Origin of the sequence: Leisingera aquaemixtae, assembly GCF_019801145.1 — a bacterium.
In the GTDB taxonomy this organism is placed as follows: Bacteria; Pseudomonadota; Alphaproteobacteria; order Rhodobacterales; family Rhodobacteraceae; genus Leisingera; species Leisingera aquaemixtae_A.
On the sequence record NZ_JAHVJQ010000003.1, the window covers coordinates 516,208 to 537,745 of the forward strand.

27 protein-coding genes are annotated in these 21,538 nt (G+C 63.9%); 13 read left to right on the top strand and 14 right to left on the bottom strand.

Features of this window, described 5'->3' with window-relative positions; genetic code table 11:
• The first annotated feature begins 5 nt into the window (after positions 1–5).
• Entirely contained in the window at positions 6–254 is a 249-nt protein-coding gene (locus KUW17_RS09920) for an EF-hand domain-containing protein (protein ID WP_222478521.1), read from the top strand.
• 328 nt (positions 255–582) lie between these two features.
• Here KUW17_RS09920 and KUW17_RS09925 read toward each other — a convergent pair whose 3' ends face one another.
• The gene (locus KUW17_RS09925; protein ID WP_222478523.1) at positions 583–2,124 is read right to left on the bottom strand and encodes a hypothetical protein; all 1,542 of its coding nucleotides are present in this window, start codon (positions 2,122–2,124) and stop codon (positions 583–585) included.
• 351 nt (positions 2,125–2,475) lie between these two features.
• Here KUW17_RS09925 and KUW17_RS09930 point away from each other — a divergent pair, with 351 nt between their 5' ends.
• Positions 2,476–3,258: a hypothetical protein gene (locus KUW17_RS09930; RefSeq protein WP_222478525.1), complete on the top strand. Its 783-nt coding sequence runs from the start codon at positions 2,476–2,478 to the stop codon at positions 3,256–3,258.
• A 14-nt stretch (positions 3,259–3,272) separates the two neighbouring features.
• On the opposite strand, the gene KUW17_RS09935 is transcribed toward KUW17_RS09930, so the two are convergent.
• Both KUW17_RS09935 and KUW17_RS09940 read right to left on the bottom strand, forming a co-directional pair.
• Positions 3,273–3,686: a hypothetical protein gene (locus KUW17_RS09935; protein WP_222478528.1), complete on the bottom strand. Its 414-nt coding sequence runs from the start codon at positions 3,684–3,686 to the stop codon at positions 3,273–3,275.
• 14 nt (positions 3,687–3,700) lie between these two features.
• Entirely contained in the window at positions 3,701–4,903 is a 1,203-nt protein-coding gene (locus KUW17_RS09940; RefSeq protein WP_222478530.1) for a pyridoxal phosphate-dependent aminotransferase, read from the bottom strand.
• A 96-nt stretch (positions 4,904–4,999) separates the two neighbouring features.
• Between KUW17_RS09940 and KUW17_RS09945 the strand changes: the two genes are divergently transcribed.
• From KUW17_RS09945 to KUW17_RS09955, 3 genes are all read left to right on the top strand, one after another.
• On the top strand, positions 5,000–5,416 hold the full coding sequence (locus KUW17_RS09945) for a helix-turn-helix domain-containing protein (RefSeq protein WP_222478532.1): 417 nt from the start codon (positions 5,000–5,002) through the stop codon (positions 5,414–5,416).
• 9 nt (positions 5,417–5,425) lie between these two features.
• Positions 5,426–5,683: a succinate dehydrogenase assembly factor 2 gene (locus KUW17_RS09950; protein ID WP_222478534.1), complete on the top strand. Its 258-nt coding sequence runs from the start codon at positions 5,426–5,428 to the stop codon at positions 5,681–5,683.
• Between the two features lie 76 nt (positions 5,684–5,759).
• Complete coding sequence (locus tag KUW17_RS09955; protein WP_222478536.1) at positions 5,760–6,257, top strand: MarR family winged helix-turn-helix transcriptional regulator; 498 nt, start codon at positions 5,760–5,762, stop codon at positions 6,255–6,257.
• Between the two features lie 317 nt (positions 6,258–6,574).
• On the opposite strand, the gene KUW17_RS09960 is transcribed toward KUW17_RS09955, so the two are convergent.
• From KUW17_RS09960 to KUW17_RS09970, 3 genes are all read right to left on the bottom strand, one after another.
• Positions 6,575–7,003 carry a VOC family protein gene (locus KUW17_RS09960; RefSeq protein WP_222478538.1) on the bottom strand — a complete coding sequence of 143 codons (429 nt, stop codon included), beginning with the start codon at positions 7,001–7,003 and terminating at the stop codon, positions 6,575–6,577.
• A 71-nt stretch (positions 7,004–7,074) separates the two neighbouring features.
• On the bottom strand, positions 7,075–8,424 hold the full coding sequence (locus KUW17_RS09965) for a hypothetical protein (RefSeq protein ID WP_261397127.1): 1,350 nt from the start codon (positions 8,422–8,424) through the stop codon (positions 7,075–7,077).
• An 80-nt stretch (positions 8,425–8,504) separates the two neighbouring features.
• The gene (locus KUW17_RS09970; protein WP_315899392.1) at positions 8,505–9,311 is read right to left on the bottom strand and encodes a thymidylate synthase; all 807 of its coding nucleotides are present in this window, start codon (positions 9,309–9,311) and stop codon (positions 8,505–8,507) included.
• Between the two features lie 387 nt (positions 9,312–9,698).
• Here KUW17_RS09970 and KUW17_RS09975 point away from each other — a divergent pair, with 387 nt between their 5' ends.
• A complete protein-coding gene (locus KUW17_RS09975) occupies positions 9,699–10,532 on the top strand; it encodes a thymidylate synthase (protein WP_222478544.1) in 834 nt (277 codons plus the stop codon).
• 18 nt (positions 10,533–10,550) lie between these two features.
• Positions 10,551–11,030, top strand: coding sequence for a dihydrofolate reductase (locus KUW17_RS09980; RefSeq protein ID WP_222478546.1), 480 nt, complete (start codon positions 10,551–10,553; stop codon positions 11,028–11,030).
• Between the two features lie 59 nt (positions 11,031–11,089).
• On the opposite strand, the gene KUW17_RS09985 is transcribed toward KUW17_RS09980, so the two are convergent.
• The gene (locus tag KUW17_RS09985; RefSeq protein WP_039124664.1) at positions 11,090–11,296 is read right to left on the bottom strand and encodes a cold-shock protein; all 207 of its coding nucleotides are present in this window, start codon (positions 11,294–11,296) and stop codon (positions 11,090–11,092) included.
• 187 nt (positions 11,297–11,483) lie between these two features.
• Between KUW17_RS09985 and KUW17_RS09990 the strand changes: the two genes are divergently transcribed.
• Entirely contained in the window at positions 11,484–11,801 is a 318-nt protein-coding gene (locus KUW17_RS09990; protein ID WP_222478548.1) for an arsenate reductase family protein, read from the top strand.
• Between the two features lie 42 nt (positions 11,802–11,843).
• Entirely contained in the window at positions 11,844–12,212 is a 369-nt protein-coding gene (locus tag KUW17_RS09995; protein ID WP_222478550.1) for a hypothetical protein, read from the top strand.
• A gap of 74 nt (positions 12,213–12,286) precedes the next feature.
• Here the strand turns inward: KUW17_RS09995 and KUW17_RS10000 are convergent, their stop codons facing one another.
• From KUW17_RS10000 to thrS, 5 genes are all read right to left on the bottom strand, one after another.
• The gene (locus tag KUW17_RS10000) at positions 12,287–12,850 is read right to left on the bottom strand and encodes a DoxX family protein (RefSeq protein WP_222478552.1); all 564 of its coding nucleotides are present in this window, start codon (positions 12,848–12,850) and stop codon (positions 12,287–12,289) included.
• A gap of 4 nt (positions 12,851–12,854) precedes the next feature.
• Positions 12,855–13,610 (bottom strand): DUF2063 domain-containing protein, encoded by a 756-nt coding sequence (locus KUW17_RS10005; protein WP_222478554.1) that lies wholly within the window; start codon positions 13,608–13,610, stop codon positions 12,855–12,857.
• Positions 13,607–14,461, bottom strand: coding sequence for a DUF692 family multinuclear iron-containing protein (locus KUW17_RS10010; protein ID WP_222478556.1), 855 nt, complete (start codon positions 14,459–14,461; stop codon positions 13,607–13,609). Before KUW17_RS10010 ends, KUW17_RS10005 begins: the two co-directional genes overlap by 4 nt.
• 68 nt (positions 14,462–14,529) lie before the next feature.
• On the bottom strand, positions 14,530–14,835 hold the full coding sequence (locus KUW17_RS10015; protein WP_222478558.1) for a DUF2282 domain-containing protein: 306 nt from the start codon (positions 14,833–14,835) through the stop codon (positions 14,530–14,532).
• Between the two features lie 221 nt (positions 14,836–15,056).
• Positions 15,057–17,003, bottom strand: coding sequence for a threonine--tRNA ligase (gene thrS / locus KUW17_RS10020; protein ID WP_222478560.1), 1,947 nt, complete (start codon positions 17,001–17,003; stop codon positions 15,057–15,059).
• Between the two features lie 280 nt (positions 17,004–17,283).
• Between thrS and KUW17_RS10025 the strand changes: the two genes are divergently transcribed.
• On the top strand, positions 17,284–17,532 hold the full coding sequence (locus KUW17_RS10025; protein ID WP_222478562.1) for a hypothetical protein: 249 nt from the start codon (positions 17,284–17,286) through the stop codon (positions 17,530–17,532).
• 76 nt (positions 17,533–17,608) lie between these two features.
• On the opposite strand, the gene KUW17_RS10030 is transcribed toward KUW17_RS10025, so the two are convergent.
• Positions 17,609–18,613, bottom strand: coding sequence for a DUF4105 domain-containing protein (locus tag KUW17_RS10030; RefSeq protein ID WP_222478564.1), 1,005 nt, complete (start codon positions 18,611–18,613; stop codon positions 17,609–17,611).
• A gap of 133 nt (positions 18,614–18,746) precedes the next feature.
• Here KUW17_RS10030 and KUW17_RS10035 point away from each other — a divergent pair, with 133 nt between their 5' ends.
• The 3 genes from KUW17_RS10035 (at position 18,747) to KUW17_RS10045 (ending at position 20,974) form a co-directional block, all read left to right on the top strand.
• Positions 18,747–19,496 (top strand): alpha/beta hydrolase, encoded by a 750-nt coding sequence (locus KUW17_RS10035; protein WP_222478566.1) that lies wholly within the window; start codon positions 18,747–18,749, stop codon positions 19,494–19,496.
• 181 nt (positions 19,497–19,677) lie between these two features.
• Positions 19,678–20,103, top strand: coding sequence for a VOC family protein (locus KUW17_RS10040; protein ID WP_222478568.1), 426 nt, complete (start codon positions 19,678–19,680; stop codon positions 20,101–20,103).
• Positions 20,104–20,224: 121 nt separating this feature from the next.
• Entirely contained in the window at positions 20,225–20,974 is a 750-nt protein-coding gene (locus KUW17_RS10045; RefSeq protein ID WP_222478570.1) for an alpha/beta fold hydrolase, read from the top strand.
• On the opposite strand, the gene KUW17_RS10050 is transcribed toward KUW17_RS10045, so the two are convergent.
• Complete coding sequence (locus KUW17_RS10050; protein ID WP_222478571.1) at positions 20,965–21,537, bottom strand: DUF6151 family protein; 573 nt, start codon at positions 21,535–21,537, stop codon at positions 20,965–20,967. The genes KUW17_RS10045 and KUW17_RS10050 overlap by 10 nt on opposite strands.
• Position 21,538 lies beyond the last annotated feature (1 nt).

The following is a 21,538-nucleotide window of genomic DNA, read 5'->3' on the forward strand; positions in this document are numbered from 1 at the left end:
CTCAAATGAAAAAGTTTGCCATGACCGCGACCGCTGTTGCTGCCCTGATGGCTTCCCCGCTGGCTGCAAAGGACGTCGCGGCAGAACTGGATGCAGACGGCAACGGGACTTTCTCGCTGGAAGAGCTTCAACTGGCGTTTCCGGATCTCACAGCGGAAACCTTTGCCACCGTGGATGCCAATGCGGACGGCGAGGCCGACGCGGCTGAGGTGAGTGCGGCAATCGAGGCCGGCGTGCTGGCCGAGGCGGGCTGATCCGGCGCCAAGGCGCCGTTCTGCCGTCATGTCGGCGCCCCCTGTCCTTCGGGGCGGCACTACTCCCTTCCAACCCCGCGGCGTGACGGCAGCGTGTCCGGGAAGGCCCCGCAGCATTGCGGGGCCTTTTGCGTTCCGCAGCGGCGCGGGGCTGCGGTCAGCCCGCCTCGGCCAGCACGCCGGCCTCGTCATTGACCGCGGTTCCGGTCACGTCATTGGCGGGGACGAGTTTGCCGCCGGTGCCGGTTTGGCCCTGTTGCTTGGCAGTGCTTCTGTTGTGCGCGCGGGCAGCGAAACAACGTGCAGGGCAAAGCGATCTTTCCTGCCCCTATTTCGCGGCCAGCGCCGCGGTTGCGGCTGGCAGGTCTTCAGCCGCCAGCTCGCTGCCTGGGATGGCCGGCAGCGGTTGTGCCAGGCGGGCCATGGCAGCCTGGCGGCGGTTGCAGGTCAGCGTGCTGAAGCCCCCGTTGCTGCCGTAAAGCGAATCCAGACTCGGGGGTGTTTCGAAATCAAACGGGACATCCGACAGCTGCGGCGCAAACCGCTCTATGATGTCGAAGACGGGTTCGGAGGTCACACGGTGCTTTTCCGCAAAGCTCAGAGACAGGGCAATCAATTTGCGGCTGTTGAAAGGGGACACGTAAAAATGCTGCCAGAGAGCGGGGAAAACCGCGCCAACGGTGGCGCTGTAGTAGATTTCCATGAACATGAAATCGACCGCCTTGCTGCGGGCGGGCGCGTTCAGTGTCTGCTGCCAGGCAGTGAAGTCATCGTGGAACCGGGCTGCAGTTTGGGGGCCGAACATGCTCTTGGGAACGATGAGCAGCTTCTTGATCTGCCAGTACGCCGTATCCCACAATGCCTGAGGCCGCGTGACAAACACGGCGCGCAGCAGGTCGGTCAGATGCCCGCGTAAAATGACCGTGCCCTCGGGCAGCGCGTCTGCGGTGCCGTTCAGGTGCTCCTGCGGGGGCTGTGCCGGGGTGCCCGTGGTCAGGTGGTAAATGTTATGCCGCTTCCGGATTTCGTTTTCGGCCAGCGAATGATGGCGTTTGTCGAAGGCTTCGTGCTGCAGGCCGAGGCGCTGGCAGAGCAGGCTGCCGATGGCGGCATCGCGGCGGGTGGCATAGTTGTTGATGTGGGAATAATAGTGCCTGATGCGGTCCGTGTAGGGCTTGGCAAAGGTGAGAAGCAGCCTGCTGTCCTGGCCGCCGGTGACCGGCAGGGCCGTCGGATAGGCTGCGGCAATGGCGCCGATGCTGGCGCTGGCCTGGGCATAGATCCGGTCATAGACTTCAAGCGGATCCTGCGGCGCCGCGAAGCTGTCGCCGCCGCGGGGCCAAAAACGGTGCTCGCGGAACGTGCGCAGGTCCAGGTAATGGTTCGGGTTGAGGCGGCGCACGTCCTTGTCGGCGGTGTTGAACAGGGAAATCTTGCCGCCGTGGTTCTGTATGACATCCAGGCTGAACTTGGGGTTCGGGATCAGCGGCCGGTCCAGCGCCATGAGGGGGGAGGCCGCAATTCGCCGCGACACGGGGTCATAGACGGCCCCGATCATGCCGACCGGGTCGGTGTAAAGCCGCGTTTGCCCGCCGCACTCCACAATGAATGCGAAGCGGCCGGCGGTTTCTACGATTAAGGCTTCCAGGCGGTCCCAGAATTCCGCGGCAGAGCTGTCCAATGGCAGGCGCTGCTGCGGCCCGGTCAACAGGCCCGCAGGCCCGACCGCGATGCCGAGCAGCACGCCGACCGGCCGGCCCTGTGCATCCTGCAGCGAACTGGCAGGGAGGCCCCTGCCGGCATAAATGTTCCATTGGCCGCAGGTGTGATGGGAGAAGGAGTGGATCTCCTCATGGGTGGGGGATATCACGTACTGATATCTGAACGCCGTGGCGAACAGCCGCGGCCGGTAGGGCCAAAGTCTTTGTGCTTCAAGCATTTTCTGCGCCGGTTGAAATGTGCCCGGCCCTTCTTAATCTTCTTTAAATTGTATTTTTACGACTGTTTTCGCTGGATGCCAGCGCTTTCCAAGGCCGGCCGCACTGGCTGGTTCGGGTCCGTAGCATTCGTGCCACGCCTTCCTAGCATGCCGCCGTTTCCGGGGCAGGCCCCCAACATCGTGCCTGGGAAACGCAGGCCGCTGCCCTGCGTGTGCAATGCCGGTGTTCGGGCCGCCGCGGGGTTGTGATAAGGTTTCCGGGTTCCAGACTGCTATCGGCAAATGGAGGATACTGCATTGGGTCAATGGGTCGCCAGGTCAGTGAGCCGGGGGTTGGCGGTGCTGCTGTTTCTGTGCCTGGCTTCTGTCCGGCTGGCGGCTGAGCCTGCGGGCGGCACGGAAGCGCCGCGCCCGGGGCTTATGTGGAACCGCACCGGGCTGCCTGCGGTTTTTCCGCTGCAGGTGAAAACGCCGGAAGGCGCGGATCATTATCTGGTGCTGACCGGTGAGGACAGCGGGGAGGAGGCGCTGGCGGCCTATATCCGGGGCGGCGTGTTCTTCCGGGTGCTGGTGCCGCCGGGCCGCTACCGCCTGCATTTTGCCAGCGGCCGGGGCTGGCAGGGAGAAACCCGGCTGTTCGGAGCGGCGACGCGCCATTTCGAGCTGCCGCAGGTGCTGGAGTTTGCGCTGCGCGGGCCAGGGCTCAAGTCCGGCCATATCATCACCCTGACGAGGGATCAGCCGGAAGGCGCCTGGGAGGCCGCTGTCAGGGATCAGTTCATTTGCCAGATCGCCGGGCTGGACAGTCCTGAGTTTGCTGTGCCGCCGAGCCGCCGGATGCAGCTGGGCGGCACGGCGGACGCAAGGTGGAGCCTGCATCTGCGGTGGCGGCTGGGCCTGGCCAGGCCCGAGGCAGGGACGCCGGACATGCTGTGGCTGCGCAGCCAGTTTGTGCTCGGCAATCCGAACCTGCGCCGCCGCCCGGCGGTGCAGCACGCCCCGCCCGTGCGGCAGCCGGACAGACAGTTCCGCGGCTATTCCGTGCGGTCGCTTTACTGCGGCTGAAACGGGGCTGTCGGTTATTCCCCGCCGCGCTCCTTCATCAGCCGGTCGGCCTTTTTGCGCACCAGAACGCTGCGCAGGTCGTGCATCGCCAGCAGCAGCGCGTCGGTCACGTCCTCCAGCTGCGCGTCGGTTGCGCGGCTGTTGACCCAGTGGGCGGTGAGGTTCAGGTGGTCGATGGCGCGGTGGATGTCGTCGATGTCGCGGGCGGCAAGGGTGGCGGCGCGGGCCTCCATCCAGGACTTGATCTCGGTGATGTCCTGACCGGACAGCTGTCGCTGGCCGTGCGGTTTGATCTCGCCGTTGCGGATGTTCACAACGGCGATCTGGTCCATCTCGATCCGCCGGTTGCGGTTCTCGGTGTCGACGCGGAATACAAAAGCGCCGTTCTCACGGACGCGGAAGTAGTATTCCGGCAGATCGGCGCTCATACGGGGCTCTCCTGTTAGGTCAGCGATGCGCAGAAGGACTGGATGCGGCGGCAGGCCTCCTCCAGCGCTGCGTCGGAGGTTGCGTAGCTGACGCGGAAGTTGGGCGACAGGCCGAAGGCGGCGCCGAAGACGACGGCAACGTCTGCTTCCTCCAAGAGGGCAGTGGCGAAATCCTCGTCCGTTTCGATCAGCTTGCCGGCGGGCGTGGTCTTGCCGATCAGCCCGGCGATGGACGGGTAGACGTAGAAGGCGCCTTCGGGCACGGGGCAGGAGATGCCCTCGATCTCCGACAGCATGGAGACCACCAGATCGCGGCGGCGCTTGAAGGTCTCGTTGTTGGGCGCGAGGAAGGCCTGGGTGCCATTGAGCGCCTCCACCGCGGCCCATTGGCTGACCGAACAGGGGTTGGAGGTGGACTGCGACTGCACCTTGCGCATGGCGGCAATCAGCTTCTCCGGGCCCGCGGCGTAGCCGATGCGCCAGCCGGTCATCGCGTAGGCCTTGGAGACACCGTTGCAGGTCAGGGTGCGCTCATAGAGCGCAGGCTCCACCTGCGCCGGGGTGCAGAATTCAAACCCGTCATAGGCGAGGTGCTCGTACATGTCGTCGGTCATCACCCAGACATGCGGATGGCGCATCAGCACGTCTGTCAGCGCCTTCAGCTCCGCCTTGCTGTAGCCCGCGCCGGTTGGGTTCGACGGCGAGTTGAAGATGAACCATTTGGTCTTGGGGGTGATCGCCGCCTCCAGCTGATCGGCAGTCAGCTTGAAATTGGTCTGCAGCGAGGTCTGTGCAATCACCGGCGTGCCGCCGGCCAGCAGCACCATGTCCGGATAGCTGACCCAGTAGGGAGCGGGAATCACCACCTCGTCGCCCGGATTCAGGGTGGCCATCAGCGCGTTGTAGAGCGTCTGCTTGCCGCCGGTGCCGACAGAAACCTGCGCAGGGGTGTAGTCCAGCCCGTGGTCGCGCTTCATCTTGTCGCAGACTGCCTGTTTCAGCTCCGGGATGCCGTCGGGGGCGGTGTACTTGGTCTTGCCCGCGGCAATGGCGGCGACAGCGGCGTCCTTGATGTTCTGCGGGGTGTCGAAGTCCGGCTCGCCTGCGCTGAGGCCTATGACGTCGCGTCCCGCGGCCTTCAGCTCTGCGGCTTTTGCGGTCATCGCTATGGTCGGTGACGGTTTGACGCGCGATAAGGTCTCGGACAGGAAAGACATTGGCTGTGCCCCGGTTTGTATGTTGTGCGGAACTGTCATAGGGTGCGGCCAAACAGCGATCAAGCTGCATTGGCGTTTTGAGTAGGAGAACCAACGATGACTGAGCAGACCACAGACTGGTACGGCCCCGATGCGGCAACCTTCGGCGACCGCGTTGCGGCCGCGCGCGAAGCCGCCGGGATGACCCAGGGCCAGCTGGCGCGCCGGATCGGCGTCAAGAAATCGACCCTGAGCGCCTGGGAGCGGGACCTTTCGGAGCCGCGCGCCAACAAGCTGACCATGCTGGCAGGCCTTCTGAACGTGTCGATGTCCTGGCTGCTGACCGGCGAGGGCGAAGGCATGTCTGAGCCGGCGCCGCTGGAGCTGGAAGCCGGCGATTTCACCAGCGTGCTGAACGAGCTGCGTTCGCTGCGCAGCGAAATGCGCCAGAACGCCGAGCGCGCTGCGCGGCTGGAGAAGAAACTGCGGGCGCTGCTGCAGGTCAACGAAGCCCCGGCCGCAGAAACCGTCTGAGTCAGACGCATGCAAGAAGACCGTGCCACCCGCCTGAAGCGGCTGCAGATGCGCTCGATGCGCCGGGGTATCAAGGAAATGGATATCCTGCTGTCGGCCTATGCAGCTGCCAGCCTGGAGCAGATGAACGATGCGCAGCTGGACCTGTATGACCAGCTGCTGCACGAGAACGACCAGGATCTGTACCAGTGGGTGACCGGCCAGGCGGAACCGCAAGAGCGGTTCCGCGCCCTGGTTGCGGAAATCGCACAAACCCACAAAAAATAATAAAATTCCAGCTTAACCGATTTTTCGGGAATTGTTGGCATCTTGTCTCAGGAGCAAATTCGAGTCGGAGATGCGAATGAGTATGGAAATGCCAATAGGCCAGACGGACCGCAAAGGTTTTATGACTGGCTACCTGGAGGCGCTGGGGCTGCTTGAGCGCCTCCACCGCCTGCTGCTGGACGTCATCAAGGATGAATTCGAACGCGTCGGCGTGCTGGAGATCAATGCGGTCCAGGCGCTGTTGCTGTTCAACATCGGCGACAATGAGGTGACGGCCGGAGAACTGAAGACCCGCGGCTATTACCAGGGCAGCAATGTCAGCTACAATCTGAAGAAGCTGGTTGAGATGGGCTATATGCACCATCAGCGGTGCGAGATCGACCGCCGTTCGGTGCGGGTGCGGCTGACCCCGCGCGGCCGGGAAATCCGCGATATCGTGGCTGCGCTGTTCTCCCGCCATGCCGAAGGGCTGGAAGGCAAGAACGTGATCACCTCAGAAGGGATCGAGGACATCACCGCCTCGCTGAAGCGGATGGAACGCTACTGGTCGGACCAGATCCGCTATATTTACTGACGCGCCGGCTGGGGCAAGCCGTTCCAGAAGGCGATGGCCGGACAGGCCGGGGAAACACCGGCCGGCCGCAGGCGGGGCATGAGGGGAAACCATGCTCTGACCGTTTCAAAGGGTAAAGCGCTGGGCTCCGGGCCGGGGTCACGGCAGATGGCTGCAGAAGCGGCCGCCCTTTTACCGGTCTTCCTGATAGCAAAAGATCAGCTTCCGGCACGGACAGCCCCGCACGGGGCTGCGCCGGTTTTCTGCGTGGATGCAGCCCGGCACCGCAAACCGCCGCCGAGCAAACCGCGGCAGGGCAGGGTGTACAGGCTGCGGTGTTACCAGTGGCCGGTGTTTTCCATGCTGGCCCAGGGTTCCGCCGGCGGCAGGGCGCTGCCGTTCTGCAGCAGTTCGACGGAAATATTGTCCGGCGAGCGCACAAAGGCCATGTGGCCGTCGCGCGGCGGCCGGTTGATGGTGACGCCGTTGTCCATCAGGTGCTGGCAGACCGCATAAATGTCGTCCACGCCATAGGCGAGATGGCCGAAATGGCGGCTGTCGCTGGGCAGTCCATCATCGCCGTCCCAGTTGTAGGTAAGCTCGACCGGTGCCTCCTCCTGGCCGGGCGGGGCCATGAACACCAGGGTGAAGCGGCCCTGCTCGTTGTCCCAGCGGCGGGTCTCCTGAAGGCCGAGAAGCTGGTAGAAGGCCATCGATTTCTCGAGGTCCTTCACCCGGACCATGGTGTGCAGGTATTTGAGGGGCATGGCGGTCTCCTGTCTTGTTTGCCAACCCTGGCGCGGCCGCTGCGCAGGGTCCGTTCTGAACAGATACGGGTTCAGAACTTTGATTCAATGCCCAGGGAAACAGAAAACTCGGAGCCTTCGTACCGGGCGTAATTCGACCTGCGCTTGCCCGCGCGCAACCGCAGCATCGGGGCAAAACCCGCGTAGTCGTAGTCTTCGAAGAACATGCCCACATCTGCGTAGAGGGAATGATCCTGGCGGCCGTCGGACAAGGCAAAGCCGTCCGCCGTGCGGAAGAAATCCTGATAGTCGGAGTAGCCCAGGATCAGGCCGCCGCTCAGCTTGGCCGGGCCGATTTTTTCGCCGAATGTATAGCCGAAACGGACCGTGGCGGTGTTGTAAGTCGTGTTGGGATGGGCAGAATCAGTTCCGCGCAGGCCCAGGGCCACATCGAACCTGCCGCCGTTCTCCAGGGATCTGCTCAGCGAGGCGCCAAGGCCAAGGGTGCTTGCATCGTAGAACAGGCTTCTGGGATTGAACCGCTGTTCAGCCGAGCCGTTCAGCCTGATCGAGGCGGCAGGCGAGACTTTCCAGCTGCGGCCGCCTGACAGGCGCAGCAGATCGTAGTTCTTTTCGCCGCCGTACCAGGAGGTCGCCGCGGAGAGGGCGGCCTGCGCCGAACCCTTTCCGGCTTCCGGTCCCACCGCGAATGCATGGCTGAGTGTGATTTCCCCATAAGATGAGGCAAACTCGGAATTCCGCGGCATCGTGAAGCCGGGGCGCGAGTCAACGATTTCGCGTGCCTTCTTCTTGGCGCTTTCCGACAGGGCCACGCGCTGCAGGTAGAGGCGCCCTGACAGGGCGGTGCGGCTGCGGCTGCTTTGGCGCAGGCGGCGGGAAACGGTGGCATCTGCGATGCCGATCAGCCCCGAAAGCGCAACCGACCGGGGCCCCAGGACACTGCCTGCCGTGGGCACGCCGTCAATGATCTCGATCGCCGAGTCCGATCCGTTGTTCACGTTCGAGCTAGGCTTCACTTCGGTGCGCAGCTTGATCGCCCAGGGATTGATGCGGCGCAGTGTCTTGTAGTCTTCGGCGATCAGCGCCTGCGCCTGGGCGTCCGGTGCGTGAATGGCGGTGCGGCGCAGCCAGAACTGGGACAGGCCCGGGCGGCCTTCGGCAAAAGCCAGCCGCGATGCCATTTGCGCCGTCTGGTACTTTTCGCCGGGCTCCTTGGCGAACCGGTAGGCGCGGCCGACCGACTTGCGCGCGGCCTCAGGGTCCTTGAGCCTGGAATAGGCCGCCGCGCGCAGATACCAGGCGACATGATCCTTGCTGTTGGCTTTCAGCAGCGCGTCAGAGAGGGCAAGCGCCAGTTGCGGTTTGCCGGTTTGCAGCGAGTGCATGGCCATCGCCCGCCCCTGATGCAGGGACAGGCGCATTCCGGCCTCCTGTGCATGGCACGGGGACAGGGCCAGGCCCGAGGCCAGGAACACTGAAGCCAGAATGCGCCGCATGGGTCTTATTCGTCGGAGGGGCAGTCGGAATGGCTGCTGGTGGTGGCGCACTGGCCGATGACGAACGCGCCGTATTCGATGACATCGCTGCCGTAGTCGCTGATGTGATCGGTGGCGTAGACCGTTCCGGCAACAGCAGTGGCGCCGTCACCCGTGAAGACGCCTGCGTAGCTGCCCACACTTTCAGTGCCCACTTCGACCGTGCCTTCGAACGTGCCGTCGCTGCCGATGCTGGTCGGAACCAGCTCGAGATCAGCCACCGAGGTTCCCGGGTCGTCGACAACTGTTCTGTTGTAGATCCGGCCGTCGATCGCCCCATCGGTTCCGAAATCGGCGAGGATGAACACGTCGCCGGTCACTTCGGCAACCTGAGAGGGAATCAAGCTGGGGTCGGTTCCCGCATCGGTGGGCAGCAGGTCTTCGCCGCTTCCGGCCACATTCAGCAGGCCGATATAGGTGCCGGCATAGGAGACGGCGCCCAGCGGGTCGCCATCGCCATCGGTCGGAGCGGTGAAACTGCCGTCGGACCCGAAGTGGGTGCCGCTCATGTAATAACCCGAGGGGCCGTTGCCGGTTGCGACAACCATCGCGTAGCCACCTTCCATCTCGCGGAAATACGCGGTGGAGTGGGGGGCCTGGGAGTGCTCCTGATAGGTATAGGCCTGATAGACGGACCCGTCGCTGCCGGTGCGGTCGAGCGCCGCGTTGCGGGTATAAGGCACGTCATCATTGGCAATGCCGGTGATGAAAATCGTGTCGTCGCTGGAGACGTAATTCACGCTGATGACATCACCTGCAACCGAGGCAGGCACAGTGCTGCCGGTGTCGGTATCCGTGCTGGTATCCGAACCGGTGTCCGTGTCGTCATCGTTATCAGTATTGAACGGGTTGCCCCCGCCGCATGCGGACAGCGCGGACGCCACCGCGAGCCCTAGCCAAAAGCGCCTCATCTGCCATTACCTCAATATGTTTTTTCGTTTTGCGCCACCTTCGGCCGCGGCAGCGCAGTTGTCAATTGAACAGTGCGGTTTTCGGCGCAACCGTGGCGGATGCGCTACCAGCATGTAGTTTCCTGTATTCACTGGATGGGCAGATATGGTATGATCGCATGGTGGAAGGCGCGGAATTTTCGCCCTTGGCGCGCGGTGTGCCAGACGGTATCCCGGGCAGGGCAATCAAGTCAGCGGCAGGGGGCGGCGGTGCAGCAGTATCACGATCAGCTACAGTATATTCTGGACCACGGGGAGCAGTCGGGCGACCGCACCGGCACCGGCACGCTGTCGTGTTTCGGCATGCAGGCGCGGTATCCGCTGAAGGACGGCTTTCCGCTGGTGACCACCAAGAAGCTGCATCTGCGCTCAATCATTCATGAGCTCCTTTGGTTTCTGTCCGGCGACACCAACATCCGCTACCTGAAGGAAAACGGCGTTTCGATCTGGGACGAATGGGCCGATGAGAACGGTGACCTGGGTCCCGTCTACGGCCACCAGTGGCGCCGGTTCCCCAAGCTGGAGCTGGCAGAGGGCACCGTTGGGGATGAGCCGCTGTACCGGGCGGGCAGCGTCGATCAGATCGCCGGTCTGGTGGAGATGATCCGCAAGAGCCCCGACAGCCGCCGCCTGATCGTTTCCGCCTGGAACCCGGGCGATGTGCCGGACATGGCGCTGCCGCCGTGCCATACCCTGTGGCAGGTGCGGGTGGCAGGCGGCAAGATGCACCTGCAGCTCTACCAGCGCTCGGCCGACATGTTCCTGGGCGTGCCGTTCAATATCGCATCCTACTCGCTGCTCCTGGCGATGCTGGCGCATGTGACCGGCTACGAGGCGGGCGATTTCGTGCACACGATGGGGGATGCGCACATCTATTCGAACCATGTGGAGCAGGTTCAACTGCAGCTGTCGCGCACGCCCAAACCGCTGCCGCAGTTGCGGATCAAACGGCAGGTGAATTCGATTTTCGACTTCAAGTTCGAGGATTTCGAGATCCTCAACTATGACCCCGACCCGGTGATCAAGGCGCCGGTTGCGGTTTAAGACACAAGGACAGCAGGCATGATTACCCTGATCGCTGCGCGGGCGCGCAACGGCGCCATTGGCAAGGACAATGAAATCCCCTGGTTTGCGCCGGAAGATCTGAAGGCTTTCCAGCGCGAGACCCTGGGCGGCGCCATCATCATGGGCCGCAAGACCTGGGACAGCTTGCCGGTGAAGCCGTTGAAGAACCGGCTGAACCTGGTGGTATCGTCCAACCCGCAGGCCGCGGAGACCGTGCTGCCGTCAATCGAAGCGGCGGTGGAGGCGGCCTATGCGCAGGGATACCGCCGCGTCTACGGCATCGGCGGCGAGGGGATCTACCGCGGCATGCTGGGCATGGCGGACCGGCTGCTGGTGACAGAGGTGGACCTGACCATCGAGGATGCAGACGCCTATTTCCCTGAATTCCAGGCGGACGAATGGATCAAGGCAGGGGAAACCGAGCTGCGCAGCAGCGAGCCGGCCTGCGTGATGGTGGAGTATCTGCGCCGGGGCTGAAGGCCCTGAGCGTTTGCCTGCGCCCAGCTAAAGCCCGGGCGCAGTGCAGAAGTGTAAAATCAGATCGCCTTGAGATCAGCTGCCATTTTCCGGCCGTCGCGGCCTTCGGTCAGCTCGTAGCCGATTTTCATATTGTCGGCGAGACCGGTCATGCCCGACCGCTCAACCGCTGAAATGTGCACAAACACATCCTTGCCGCCTTCATCGGGTTCAATAAACCCGTACCCTTTGGTGGTGTTGAACCACTTCACGGTGCCGCTTGGCATTTCCCGTGTCTCCTTCTACTTTGCACGTCGCCCCGGGGCGTCCCGGGGCATCCGGCCGTTCCCTGGCGGTTATGCGCAAGGCAGGGCCGGACAACCTTGAGTTTTGCACGGGCTGACTGAAAATCAAGAGAAACCGGGGAATTCCACCATAAATTGTGCGAATTCTTCGCGGGGAGTAAGAAGGCAGATGAAAATCTACGGGCTAAAAAATTGCGACACCTGCCGTAAGGCATTGAAACAGATGCCGGATTCCGTTCTGGTCGATATCCGCACGGATGGCATGCCAGAGGGGCTGCTGGAGGCGGCCCATGCAAAATTCGGTGCCAAGCTGGTCAATACCCGCTCTACCACCTGGCGGGGTCTGAGCGAGGAGGAGCGCGGGGGCGAGCCGCTTGAACTGCTGCGGGCGCATCCGGCGCTGATGAAGCGGCCGCTGATCGAGCGTGACGGGGAATTATTCCTGGGTTGGGATCAGAACACGAAGGAGGCCCTTGGCGGGGCTTAAGCCGCGGCTTATGTCAGTACCCTGGATTTTGGGAGAAAGTTAATGCGCAACGCAGCCCTTGTTCTGGGGATCATCGCCGGCATTTTCGGCATGGTGGTGGGCTTCTTCGGCTATGGCTATACCGCCGCGGTGGAGTATTTCGGCGAGGTCGAAGGGCTGGCCGAGCAGGTCGACAATGTCGACCAGTTGCGGCTTCTGGCGGTTTTGTCGCCGCTTCTGGCAATAGCCGGCGGCGCCATGGCGCGGGCCAGGGCCTTGTGGGGCGGCATCCTGCTGCTGGGCTCGGCGGCTGGCATGTACGCGGGCTTTGGCCTCAACGTCTTTACCATTTTCCCCTTGAGCTTTGCCGCGGTGGGCGGACTGATGGCGCTGGCCGCGGGTCAGCCGGATGAGCCGAAGGCGCATTTCTGATCCGAACCGACCCGCATGAAAAAGGCGCCGCTGCCGGGGCAGGGCGCCTTTCCTTTTTGCGGGAGCCGGCAGCGTCAGGCCAGGGCGGGCTCCATCCGGTTGCGCAGCAGAGCGTCCACCGACAGGGCGCCCGCGCCCTTGATCACCAGAACCGCCAGCAGGAAGATCCAGAACAGCCGCTGATCCAGGATCACCGCGTCGGGGAAGCGGTCGAACAGCGCGCCGAGGGTTTTGTCATCGGTGGCACCGTGGCCGTAGATGTCGGTCAGCGACTGCACGACGACAAAGCCGATCATGCCGAGCGAGGCGAGGCGGGTCAGAAGCCCGACCACGATCATCAGCGGCAGGATGAATTCGGCGTAGGTCCCGGCCAGCACCACCAGTTTCTGGAACAGGCCGAACTGGGACACGTCATAGCCTGCGGCCTCCAGCTGTTTCGGGAAGATCTGGCTGTAGGCGCCGATCGAGGGGCTGAAAAGGCCGAGGATGCCGTCGCCCAGCTTGGTCAGGCCGGAGTTCCAGAAATAGAGCAGCAGCGTCGAGGCGAAGATAAAGCGTGCCGCCAGCGGCAGCAGCCAGTTGCCGGCCCTTTCCACCTGGCGGAAAACGGCGTCGTGAATGGAGACAAGTGTGTGCATGGGTTTACCCTTTGCTTTCCAATCCGGTTATTGCGCCGCCCTGCAGGATCAGGGCCAGCGTGGCACCCAGGTCAAAGGCTGAGTTTTCGGCGGCGGCCTGTTCCAAGGCCTCGCCAATGGAGGCGCCCCCCCTCAGAGCGCGGATCCAGATTGCGCCCGCGGGGGGCAGGACCTGGGGAATGGGGTCGAAATCGGGGCGGGTGATCAGCACGTCCTGGGCCTGCGCTTCTGGCTTGGGCGCGCCGTCTTCGGTGTTGTAGCGCCAGATGGCGTGAATGGGCCAGGACGAGCGCAGCACCTGCACCGCGGGCGCCAGCGCCAGTCGGGTGTTCATCAGCTGGTCCGGCGTCAGCGCGCCGAGCGTCTCGGGCGCGATGGGTTCCGCATCTGCAGCGTGGTAGGCGCGGCGCAGCGCCAGCTCCAGCCGGGCGACATCGCCGAGGTAGCCCAGATGCCTGAGCTGCTCCATGCCCTCCAGGAAGGCCGGGAAGTGCGCGCCGTAGAACATCATCAGGGGCGACGACGGCGGGTGCCGGCGCAGGTAGATGCCCGCAAGCCCGTCCATGTTCTGCTTGCCCAAAAGCTTGGCGATCACCGGAAAGGCGCTGTGCATCGCCTCGGTCAGGGACACGGCGACATTGTTGCGGTAGACGCTGAAGCGGCGCCCGGCAGGCTGGGCCAGGTGATCCACCAGACCCTCCGGCACCTGCTGGCCCGCATCCATCATGGCGCGGGTGAATTCTGCCTGGGTCACGCTCATGCCGGGACGCGCTCCAGCGCGGTTGCGGCGCGGGCGGCCTCGGCTTCCAGCACAGGCCAGTCCGGCACGTCGTTGTCCCATTCGATCAGCACCGGTTTGGGGCCGGATTTGGCAAGCGTATAATCCAGCAGCGCCCAGACCGGGTCCACCACCTCGCGCCCGTGGCTGTCGATCAGCAGCGGGCGGCCGTGGTCGTCCTCGTCCTCGTCATGGCCGCCGAGGTGGATTTCACCGACCTTGTCCAGCGCGAAGGCGTCGATGTAGCCCTGCGGCGAGAAATCGAGGTTGGTGGCAGAGACAAAGACGTTGTTCACGTCCAGAAGCAGCCCGCAGCCGGTGCGGCGGGAGATTTCGGCAAGGAACTCGGGCTCGGACCAGGTGCTCTCGACAAAGGCGAGGTAGCTGGAGGGGTTTTCCAGCAGCATCCGGCGCCCGATGGTGTCCTGCAATTGGTTGATGTGGCTGCAGATCCGCTGCAGGCTGGCATCCGTGTAGGGCAGCGGCAGCAGGTCGTTATAGAAGTGGCTGTCGTGGGTGGACCAGGCCAGATGTTCGGAGAAGCTTGCCGGGTTCAGCCAGCCCACCAGATGCTTGAGCCGGGCCAGGTGGTCTGCGTCCAGCGGCCCTTCGCCGCCGATCGAGAGGCCGACGCCATGCACCGACATGGCAAAGCGTTCGGACAGGTGGCGCAGTTGCGCGATCGGTCGGCCGCCGTCGCCCATGTAGTTCTCAGCGTGGATTTCCAGCCATTTGACAGAACCCGGGTCCGCAGTGATCTGGGCGAAATGCTGCGGCTTGTAACCGACGCCGGGGGCGGCGGGCAGTCTGTCATGTGCAGCAGTGTCAAGCATGGCTGGTCCTGAAGTCCGGGTGCAAAAAGGGCGGGAATTGACGCTCCCGCCCCGGAATTAAGCCGTGCTTATGCCGGCAGGTCGCGTTCCAGCGGCTCCAGCGAGCCCTTGCGCTCAGTGCCGTCGGCCATTGCGGGCAGGTCCATGCCTTCGCAGGTGCCTGCATCCACCAGGGTCCAGGCGTTGCCCTGATAATCGACGGTCGAGGTGCCTGCGCAGGTGGTGCCGGGGCCGGCGGCGCAATCGTTCTGGCCGGCCAGCGACACGCCGTAGCATTTTTCCTTGGTGGCGGCAGCGGCAGGGATGGTCGATGCTGCGGTCAGAGCGGCGGCAACAGCGCTGGCAACGGCCAGGGATTTTGCGGTGGTCGACATCTCGTGAATTCCTTTCGGTTTAACATGCGGTGTCGTGTTGACAGGAAAACACTAACCTGAGGTTTTCCGGAAATTAAGTCACGAGGCCGTGTCTCACGTCTGCGTCAGGCTGTGTGAGAGCGGAACACCGCGCAAATGGCTGAAATGCCGTGGTTTTATCAACCGTTGAAACAAAACGGCCCCCGTTTGGGGGCCGCTGATGCTGTATTGCAGGGGAAATGTTACAGAAGGTCCGGCGGGGTGGCTTCCGCCGCCAGCGCCTTTGTAACATTTTCGAGGCTTTCCACCTTGGTCTGCTTCTCGCCTAGGCGGCGGACGGAAACGGTGCGCTCCTCCACCTCGCGGTGGCCGACAGCAAGAATGACCGGCACCTTGCCCACCGAATGCTCGCGGACCTTGTAGTTGATCTTCTCGTTGCGGATGTCGGCCTCGGCGCGCACGCCGGCCTTTTTCAGCTCGGCGACGACCTCCTGCACATAGTCGTCGGCCTCCGAGGTGATCGAGGCGACCACCACCTGGCGCGGCGCCAGCCAGAACGGCAGCTTGCCTGCGTGTTCTTCGATCAGGATGCCGATGAAACGCTCGAAGCTGCCGAGGGTGGCGCGGTGCAGCATGACCGGGCGGTGCTTGGCGCCGTCAGCGCCGATGTAGGTGGCGTCCAGGCGTTCCGGCAGAACGAAGTCCACTTGATGGGTGCCGCACTGCCAGTCGCGGCCGATGGCATCGGTCAGCACGAACTCCAGCTTGGGTCCGTAGAAGGCGCCTTCGCCCGGGTTCAGTTCCGGCTCGATGCCAGCAGCGCGGGTGGCGGACAGCAGCGCGGCCTCGGCCTTGTCCCAGACTTCATCCGAGCCGGCGCGGGTGTCCGGGCGGTCGGAGAATTTGACGGAGAACTTCTCGAAACCCAAGTCCTTGTAGATGGTCGACAGGAAGTCGATGAAGGTGGCGGTCTCGGACTCGATCTGATCTTCCGAGCAGAAGATATGCGCGTCGTCCTGGGTGAAGCCGCGCACCCGCATGATGCCGTGCAGCGCGCCCGAGGGCTCGTAGCGGTTGCAGGAGCCGAATTCGGCCATGCGCAGCGGCAGGTCGCGGTAGGACTTCAGGCCCTGCTTGAAGATCTCCACGTGGCAGGGGCAGTTCATCGGCTTCAGTGCGTTCACCGCCTTTTCGCGGGCGTGCTCCTCGTCGACTTCGACGATGAACATGTTCTCCTGGTATTTGTCCCAGTGGCCCGAGCGTTCCCACAGCTTGCGGTCCACCACTTGCGGGGTGTTCACCTCGACATAGCCGCCGCGACGCTGCTGGCGGCGCATGTAGTCCTGCAGCTGGGTGTAGACGGTCCAGCCGTTCGGGTGCCAGAAGATCTGGCCCGGCGCCTCTTCCTGCATGTGGAACAGGTCCATCTCGCGGCCCAGCTTGCGGTGGTCGCGCTTGGCGGCCTCTTCCAGCATGGTGAGATGCGCCTTCAGCTTCTCCTTGCCGGTGAAGGCAACGCCGTAGATCCGCTGCAGCATCGCGCGGGAGCTGTCGCCGCGCCAGTAGGCGCCTGCGATGCTCATCAGCTTGAATGCATCGCCCGGCAGCTGGCCGGTGTGCTGCAGGTGCGGACCGCGGCAGAGGTCCTGCCAGTCGCCGTGCCAGTACATCCTGAGCGGCTCATCGCCCGGGATGCTCTCGATCAGCTCGACCTTATAAGGCTCGTTGTTGTCGGTGTAATGCTGGATCGCGCGGTTGCGTTCCCACACCTCGGTCCGGACCTCATCACGCTTGTTGATGATTTCCTTCATCTTTTTCTCGATGGCACCGAGGTCTTCGGGGGTGAAGGGCTCCGCGCGGTCGAAGTCGTAGTACCAGCCGTTTTCGATCACCGGGCCGATGGTGACCTTGGTGTCGGGCCAGATTTCCTGCACCGCGCGCGCCATGACGTGGGCCAGGTCGTGGCGGATCAGCTCGTTGGCCTGGACCTCATCCTTCATGGTGTGGATGGCGATGGTGGCGTCGCCTTCGATCGGCCACTGCAGGTCCCAGTGCTGATCATTGACGGTGGCGGAGATGGCCTTTTTGGCCAGCGAAGTGGAAATGCTGGATGCCACCTGCGCAGGGGTCACGCCTGCGTCGTAGGATCGTGCATTGCCATCGGGGAAGGTGAGAGAGATTTGGGCCATTGGCTGGCTGCTCCTCGTCGGTTTGGCGCCCACAGAACGCCCGGTTGCGGGTATGTGTTTGGTCCGCGCGTTTTGCGGCCAATGCGGGGACAAGTCAAGGCGGCTTTGCATGTGGTTGTAATTGCGCCGGAAAATCCAGTTGTGTGCCTGTGCATGCGATTGCACATATGTGTATACCGGTAAGTATTTGAAAAATAACAAAAAAATATCTTGCCATGCGCGGCGGGCCGGGGCAGGGTGGCCGAAATCAGTAACCCAAGGACATACCAGGAGTGTTCCGATGACCCGCCCGAACCCGAACTTTGACCTGACGGTTGAAGATGTGGATCTGATTGAAACAGCGCTGTGCCAGTCCCAGGAGATCCTGTCGCAGCGCCGTCTGTCATATGAGCATTGCGCGCATATCGAAGGCGGAGCGAGCGTGGAGAAGGCGGTACAGACCGGGGAGGTCCTGGGCAAGATCAAGAACCTTCTGGGCCGCTTGCAGATGCAGAAGGCCGGCGGCGGTCCGGTGGCGGGCCTGTCCTGACCCTTCTGCAACAGGGCGAGGGGCCGGCCCCTCGCGCTCCCCGGGATATTTCCGGCCAGATGAAAAGGATCCCGGACTACTGGGCTGGTGACGGCACGCCTTCGCGGATCATTGCGGAGTAGTCGGGGCTGACGCCATGCGCTTGTGCGATCGGGGTGATGCTGCCAAGCGCGCGCAGATCCTCGACGCTGCGGTTCTGGTCCAGCACGCCCTGTTCCCAGGCGTATTCCGGCAGGTAGCCGTTGGCCAAAACCCGCCAGTCGAGCGGCACCTGATCCGCGATCGCGCGGACCAGGGTCATCACCACGGTGGTGCAGTTGGTGGTCAGCGAGTTGTACCACTCGGGCCGGGCGGCAAGGCTGTTGGCGGTGTCGACATATTTCAGCAGCAGCGCCCGGCCGGTGTCCGGGCTGACGCCAATGCGGAACAGCTGCACGTCCTCGCCGCGGGCATTGGTGCGGGTGCCCACCAGATCGCGCTCGTCGGCGGCGATCAGCACCAGGGTGTTGGACTTGAACAGGTCGGCAATGGGGGAAAAGCCGCCGCCGGCCTGGCGCCGCACCTCGACAGACCAGGCGATGTGCTCGCCGCCTTCAAAGCCGAAGCTGACGATCATATGCGCCATCTGCGGCCCGGCCCAGTAGGACATGAACAGGTCGGTGGTTTCGAGCTTGCTCAGGTCGTAGCTGCGGGTCTCCCAGTTCTCAGTAAAGTCTTCCGGCGTTTCCCAGGCGAAATTGCGCACATCCGTCAGGGTGAGGATGTCGCCCTCGATCTTGCCGGTGACCTGGCGGGCCACATCCGGCGACCAGTTGCCGTCCGCCGGCGGGGTAAGGGTGGACCACCACAAGGTCACTGCGGCGAGCGCCAGGGTGAAGGTGGTGAGCGCGCGCAGGACCCGGCGGCGGAACAGGCCGGCGGTGACTGCCAGTCCAAGGAGGGCAAAGCCGCCGGCCAGCGCGCCGCGCCCCAGCGTCTCGAACGGCAGGCGGTACCAAAGCGCCAGCACGGCCCAGAGCGTCGCCAGTGCCACCGCGAAAATGGCAGCGCCGGTAATAATGCCCTTGATGAGTTTGAACATGCCCCGCGGTCCTTCAAAAAATTTTCGCGGACCATAAGGAAGCCGGCGGGGGAGTTGCAAGCCGGGAGTGCTGCCGCTTGCGGGGCGGGCGAAGCCATGCCACATCTTGGTAAAAAGACAGGAGACCAACAACATGCCAGCCGCATCTTACCTCGACACTGCCCAGGGCCGCCGGATTGCCTATCACAAGAGCGAGGGGCAGGGGCCGTGCGTGGTGTTCCTGGGCGGGCTGAAGTCCGACATGGAGGGCACCAAGGCCGTGCATCTGGAGGCCTGGGCCAAGGCGCGCGGGCTGGCGTTCCTGCGGTTCGACTATTCCGGCCACGGCGAAAGCTCCGGCACCTTCGAGGAGGGCTGCATCGGCGACTGGCATGAGGACACGCTGGAGGCGGTGGCGCATCTGACCGGCGGCGAGATCGTGCCGGTTGGCTCCTCCATGGGCGGCTGGCAGGCGCTGCTGCTGGCGCGGGAGATGCCGGAGCGGATCAAGGGCATGGTGACCATCGCAGCGGCGCCGGATTTCACCGAGGACGGCTATTGGGCCAATTTCTCGGATGCGCAGAAGGCGCAGTTGGACTCGCAGGGCTATGTGGAACTGCCGAGCGACTACATGGAGCCCTATCATATCTCCAAGCGGATGATCGAGGACGGGCGCAAGCATCTGGTGCTGCGTTCGCCGCTGTTCCTGCCGTTCAAGACGCGCTGCCTGCAGGGGACTGCGGATACCGCGGTCTCTACGGAAACTGCGCTGCGGCTGATGGATCATGCGACTTGCCCGGACATGCGGCTCACTCTGGTGAAGGATGCCGACCACCGGTTCTCGGACGAGGCCTGCCTGAAGATGATCGAAGACGCGGTGCTGGAAGTGCTGGGCGGCGCCTGAGGGCGGCGGGGCAGTGATGATATGCCCGCAGGCTGCCGGGCGTTGGCTTTTATTCTTGTTCACGTATTGTTCCGCACCGGCCCGGCCGGTAGAAATATGCGGCCGCCGGATGTGCTCGGGAATAGCCGGGGCCATGCGGCCGGCTGGAAGCATATGGATATTTGAATGAGGAATTTCGGCAATGGAACAGAGAGTAAGCCTGATCACGCTTGGGGTGCCGGATATGGACCGGGCCGCGGCCTTCTATGAGGCGTTGGGATGGAAGCGGGCGGAGAGCCCGGACGGGGTTATTGCTTTTGACCTGATTTCGCAGACGCTGGGGCTGTATCCGCTGGCGGCGCTGGCTGCTGAGATCGGGCTGGAGGAGCAGGAGCTGGGCACCGGTGCGATGACGCTGAGCCACAACACCCGAGGAAAGGAAGAGGTGGCGCAGTTGCTGGCGGCAGCGGAGGCCGCCGGGGCGGTGATCCTGAAGCCTGCGCAGGATGTGTTCTGGGGCGGCCACCACGGCTATTTCCGCAGCCCGGACGGGCATGTGTGGGAGATCGCCTTCAACCCGTTCTCGCCGCTGGCAGAGGATGGCGCGTTCCGCTGGAACGGCTACTGAGCGTGGCGCGGCGGCGGCAGCTTTCCTGTAAATTGGCGTTGCAGGCCGGTTTTTCTTGATCCGCGGATTTGCCGCCCGCACAGTTGAGGCACGGGTGGGAGGCAAACCGCGAGGGCAGGACATGCCTTATGACCAGCAACCGTGCCGCGAACCCCTGGTTCTGCTGCCGGGGATGATGTGCGACGGCCGTATTTTCTACGCTCAGGTCAGGACGTTCTCCGGCAGCATGCCGGTGATGGTGCTGCCGCTGGCCGGCGGCGACACGGTGGAGAAGATTGCTGCGCGGATGCTGAGCCATCTGCCGCCGCGCTTTGCCTTGGCGGGTTTTTCAATGGGCGGCATTGTGGCAATGGAGCTGGTGCGCCGGGCGCCGGAACGGATCAGCCGCCTGTGCATTATCGGGGCCAGCCCGCTGGCCGAGACGCCGGATCAGGCCGCCAGCCGGGAGCCGCAGATCGTCGCGGCGCGTGCCGGGCGGCTGGAGGACGTGCTGCGGGAGACGCTGCCGATGGAAGCCCTTGCACCCGGGCCCCTGCGGCTGGAAGTGCACAACCTGTTTTGCCGGATGGGGGTGGAACTGGGGCCGGAGATGTACGTGGCGCAGGCGCGCGCCCTGCAGCGGCGGCCGGATCAGCAGGCCACGATGCGGCGGGTGCATGTTCCCACGCTGGTTCTGGGCGGCGAACATGACACGCTGGTGCCGCCGGCCAAGCTGGACCTGCTGGCGCAGCTTATGCCGGGGGCGCGGCTGGAAATCCTGCCTGATGCGGGCCATTTCCCGGTGCTGGAGCAGCCGGACGCGGTGAACCGGGCGCTGCTGCACTGGCTGGCGGAACCTGTGGCTGCGCCGGATCTTTGCGCTCAGGGATAAAGCCGGGCGCGCTCTGTTTTGCTGATCAGCTGAGGTTCTGCCACCGGCTTGCCGGTTCCGGCATCAAAGAACGGTGTTTCCCTCCAGCGGCCGGACAGGCGCGCGGTGATCATCCGGCTGAGGATGCCCCAGGCCATGGCGCCGCCGCCCTTGGTGCGGGCTTGCTTGCCGGGGGCGGCGATGAAGGCCTTGGCGCGGATCTTGCCCAAGGCAGACTTGTCCTGGAACAGATCGGAGCGCATGCCGGCAAAGGGCAGGCCGGGCTTGGCCAGCGTATTGGCAAACGGGGTGCCGCAGCAGGATGCATACCAGCGCAGGGGGCCGCGGGGGCCGAGGCGGAGCGCCTTCAGATGCTCCGCCCCCTGAGTGATGGTGATAGTATCGGGCGACAGCTGGAACAGGTCGACCGGATCCGGTGCCGGGTCGGGCTGGCCATGGTACAGCTCATTGGCGCGGCAGTCGGCGCAATAGCACACCACACGGGTGCCGGTCTTGATGCCGGCTGCCGAAACTTCGCCGCGCAATGCCCCGCAATTGCAGGAAAACGCCAGCCCGTCCGCCATG

Excerpts from the sequence above, each read along its gene's own strand:
- KUW17_RS09920 (WP_222478521.1), top strand. The coding sequence starts at position 6 with ATGAAAAAGTTTGCCATGACCGCGACCGCTGTTGCTGCCCTGATGGCT.
- KUW17_RS09930 (WP_222478525.1), top strand. The coding sequence starts at position 2,476 with ATGGAGGATACTGCATTGGGTCAATGGGTCGCCAGGTCAGTGAGCCGG.
- KUW17_RS09935 (WP_222478528.1), bottom strand. The coding sequence starts at position 3,686 with ATGAGCGCCGATCTGCCGGAATACTACTTCCGCGTCCGTGAGAACGGC.
- KUW17_RS09940 (WP_222478530.1), bottom strand. The coding sequence starts at position 4,903 with ATGTCTTTCCTGTCCGAGACCTTATCGCGCGTCAAACCGTCACCGACC.
- KUW17_RS09945 (WP_222478532.1), top strand. The coding sequence starts at position 5,000 with ATGACTGAGCAGACCACAGACTGGTACGGCCCCGATGCGGCAACCTTC.
- KUW17_RS09950 (WP_222478534.1), top strand. The coding sequence starts at position 5,426 with ATGCAAGAAGACCGTGCCACCCGCCTGAAGCGGCTGCAGATGCGCTCG.
- KUW17_RS09955 (WP_222478536.1), top strand. The coding sequence starts at position 5,760 with ATGAGTATGGAAATGCCAATAGGCCAGACGGACCGCAAAGGTTTTATG.
- KUW17_RS09960 (WP_222478538.1), bottom strand. The coding sequence starts at position 7,003 with ATGCCCCTCAAATACCTGCACACCATGGTCCGGGTGAAGGACCTCGAG.
- KUW17_RS09965 (WP_261397127.1), bottom strand. The coding sequence starts at position 8,424 with ATGCGCCTGTCCCTGCATCAGGGGCGGGCGATGGCCATGCACTCGCTG.
- KUW17_RS09980 (WP_222478546.1), top strand. The coding sequence starts at position 10,551 with ATGATTACCCTGATCGCTGCGCGGGCGCGCAACGGCGCCATTGGCAAG.
- KUW17_RS09985 (WP_039124664.1), bottom strand. The coding sequence starts at position 11,296 with ATGCCAAGCGGCACCGTGAAGTGGTTCAACACCACCAAAGGGTACGGG.
- KUW17_RS09990 (WP_222478548.1), top strand. The coding sequence starts at position 11,484 with ATGAAAATCTACGGGCTAAAAAATTGCGACACCTGCCGTAAGGCATTG.
- KUW17_RS09995 (WP_222478550.1), top strand. The coding sequence starts at position 11,844 with ATGCGCAACGCAGCCCTTGTTCTGGGGATCATCGCCGGCATTTTCGGC.
- KUW17_RS10000 (WP_222478552.1), bottom strand. The coding sequence starts at position 12,850 with ATGCACACACTTGTCTCCATTCACGACGCCGTTTTCCGCCAGGTGGAA.
- KUW17_RS10005 (WP_222478554.1), bottom strand. The coding sequence starts at position 13,610 with ATGAGCGTGACCCAGGCAGAATTCACCCGCGCCATGATGGATGCGGGC.
- KUW17_RS10010 (WP_222478556.1), bottom strand. The coding sequence starts at position 14,461 with ATGCTTGACACTGCTGCACATGACAGACTGCCCGCCGCCCCCGGCGTC.
- KUW17_RS10015 (WP_222478558.1), bottom strand. The coding sequence starts at position 14,835 with ATGTCGACCACCGCAAAATCCCTGGCCGTTGCCAGCGCTGTTGCCGCC.
- thrS (WP_222478560.1), bottom strand. The coding sequence starts at position 17,003 with ATGGCCCAAATCTCTCTCACCTTCCCCGATGGCAATGCACGATCCTAC.
- KUW17_RS10025 (WP_222478562.1), top strand. The coding sequence starts at position 17,284 with ATGACCCGCCCGAACCCGAACTTTGACCTGACGGTTGAAGATGTGGAT.
- KUW17_RS10030 (WP_222478564.1), bottom strand. The coding sequence starts at position 18,613 with ATGTTCAAACTCATCAAGGGCATTATTACCGGCGCTGCCATTTTCGCG.
- KUW17_RS10035 (WP_222478566.1), top strand. The coding sequence starts at position 18,747 with ATGCCAGCCGCATCTTACCTCGACACTGCCCAGGGCCGCCGGATTGCC.
- KUW17_RS10040 (WP_222478568.1), top strand. The coding sequence starts at position 19,678 with ATGGAACAGAGAGTAAGCCTGATCACGCTTGGGGTGCCGGATATGGAC.
- KUW17_RS10045 (WP_222478570.1), top strand. The coding sequence starts at position 20,225 with ATGCCTTATGACCAGCAACCGTGCCGCGAACCCCTGGTTCTGCTGCCG.
- KUW17_RS10050 (WP_222478571.1), bottom strand. The coding sequence starts at position 21,537 with ATGGCGGACGGGCTGGCGTTTTCCTGCAATTGCGGGGCATTGCGCGGC.